1 protein-coding gene is annotated in these 2,207 nt (G+C 66.5%); it reads right to left on the bottom strand.

Annotation, left to right across the window (positions count from 1 at the left end):
• Positions 1-140: 140 nt before the first annotated feature.
• Positions 141-1,832, bottom strand: coding sequence for an ABC transporter substrate-binding protein (locus tag ACFWEJ_RS28500; protein WP_377232524.1), 1,692 nt, complete (start codon positions 1,830-1,832; stop codon positions 141-143).
• Positions 1,833-2,207 lie beyond the last annotated feature (375 nt).

Here is a 2,207-nt window from a genome sequence, read left to right as displayed (position 1 = left end):
TATAAAAACCCCCCTAATACGTGCGCCCGCTAATTTTTTTTAACCCACACGCCCCGGGGGGGGGGGGGGGCGGGGGCCCCCCCCCCCCCGCCCGTCACCTGGGGTGATGAGTCACGCCGGATTACCGGACGTGATCACAGTCACTCCGACTTGGTGACCTCGTACAGCAGCGGCATGCTGTCCCAGCCGAACTCCACGTTGTCCACGTTCTCGGAGTGCCCGGCCGTCGTGGAGTAGTACCACAGCGGAATGCCCGGGAGGTCCTTGAACAGGATCTCCTGCGCCTTGTTGTAGAGGACGTTGGCCTCGTCCAGCGAGGGCGCGGCCGCAGCCTCCTTGAGGGCGGCGTCGAACTCGTCGCTCTCGTAACGGCCGTCGTTCGAACCCGCCAGCGCCGCCTTGCTGTAGAGCGGGCCGAGGTAGTTCTGCAGCGACGGGTAGTCAGCCGACCAGCCGGCACGGAACAGACCGTCGACCTTGCCGTCCGGGCCCTTGTCGCGCTCGTTGAGGACCTCGTCGAACGTCGGGTAACCGGTCATCTCGCACTTGATGTCGAGGTCGTTGATGTACCCGTTGCACACGGCCTCGACCCACGCCTGGTGGTCCGAGTCGGTGTTGGTGCTGATCGTCAGGACGTAGTCGTCCGGCAGCGGGTCCTCGGCGTTGGCCTCGTCCCAGAGCTTCTTGGCCTCTTCCGCGTTGTACGTGGTGACCTCGTTGCCCGGGATCTCACCGGTCCAGCCGTTGATGACCGGCGACGTGAAGTCGGTGGCCGGGATGCGGGTGCCGGCGAAGATCGTCTCCGTGATCTGCTCACGGTTGATCGCCATGGAGAGGGCCTGGCGGCGCTTGAGGCCGGCCTCGCCCTGGAACTCAGGGAGCCACTCGGGCACGGTCATGGCCGCGAAGCTGGCGGACGGCTCGCTGATGGCGCCGTCACCCAGGTCCTCCTCGAAGGTGCTCATCGCCGAGGTCGGGACGTTCTCGAGGATGTCGAGGTTCCCGCCCTGCAGGTCGGCGTACGAGGTGTTCTCGTCGGTGTAGACGATGAAGTCCAGGCCACCGTTCTGGGCCTTGCGCGGGCCGTTGTAGGCCTCGTTCGGGACCAGGTTGATCTCGGACTCGTGCTCCCAGCTCTCCAGCACGTACGGACCGTTGGTGACCGGCTTCTCGCCGAACGCCGCGGTGTCGTCGTAGTACGCGTCGGGCAGCGGGAAGTACGCCGAGTAGCCCAGGCGGATCGGGAAGTCGGACTCCGGCTGGGTCAGCTTGACCGTGAACTCGGTGTCGCTGACGACCTCGAGGCCCGACAGCGTCTCAGCGGTCGGCTCCTCGGCCATGCCGGAGACGTTGCCCTCCTCGTCGAACTCGGGGACACCCTGCGCCTCGGCGAAGCCCTCGATGGGCTCGAAGAAGCCGGCGCCCTTGGCACCGTTGGGGCCGTAGCCCGCCCAGTTCCACGCGTCCACGAAGTTGGCCGCGGTGACCGGCGTGCCGTCGGACCACTCCCAGCCGTCCTGGATGGTGATGTTCCAGGTCTGGTTGTCGTCCGACTCGATCGACTCGGCGATCTCGTTGTGCACGACACCCTCGGCGTCGTAGTAGACGAGGCCCGAGTAGAGCTGCTGGACGACGAGTCCACCCTCGGTCTCGTTGGTCATCGACCCGACGAGCGGGTTCTGGGGCTCACCGTTGCTGATCGTCACGATCCCGGTGCTGGCGCCATCGCCGGTCGCGTCGTCGCCGCTGTTGCCACCGCCACAAGCGGTCAGCACGAGCGACGAGGCGAGCGCGAAAGCGCCCAGCCCCACAAGTCGCTTACGAGGTGTCACGTGTCCTCCTGGGTAGCAGTACACCCCGGCACGGCGGGTGCCGTCCGGAGCGATGCGGACGCTTCGTTGCGCCCCGTGGTATCACGGAATAACGTAACCGCTCCCTGGACGTGCCGATGACCACCACCCGAGAAACTCCACCGAGTTGTGACCATCTCGGTATACACGGGTAACACCGAGTAACAGTTCTGACCAGGTGGTTCTCACAGCCGTAACACGACTGGCGTGAGGGCCCGGAGCAGGAAATTCACCCGTTGCCCGAGGCGATCACCCGCCCGACCAGGCCTTGCGCCCGAGGCGCCTCGCGGAGCACGTCTCGGGACGAACCTGCCCGACGCGGGACGAAGCGGTGCCCGGCCGCCCGAGGGGCCGGGC

Origin of the sequence: Promicromonospora sp. NPDC060204 (assembly GCF_042728455.1) — a bacterium.
Lineage (GTDB): Bacteria > Actinomycetota > Actinomycetes > Actinomycetales > Cellulomonadaceae > Promicromonospora.
This window is presented reverse-complemented; position numbering and strand designations above follow the sequence as displayed.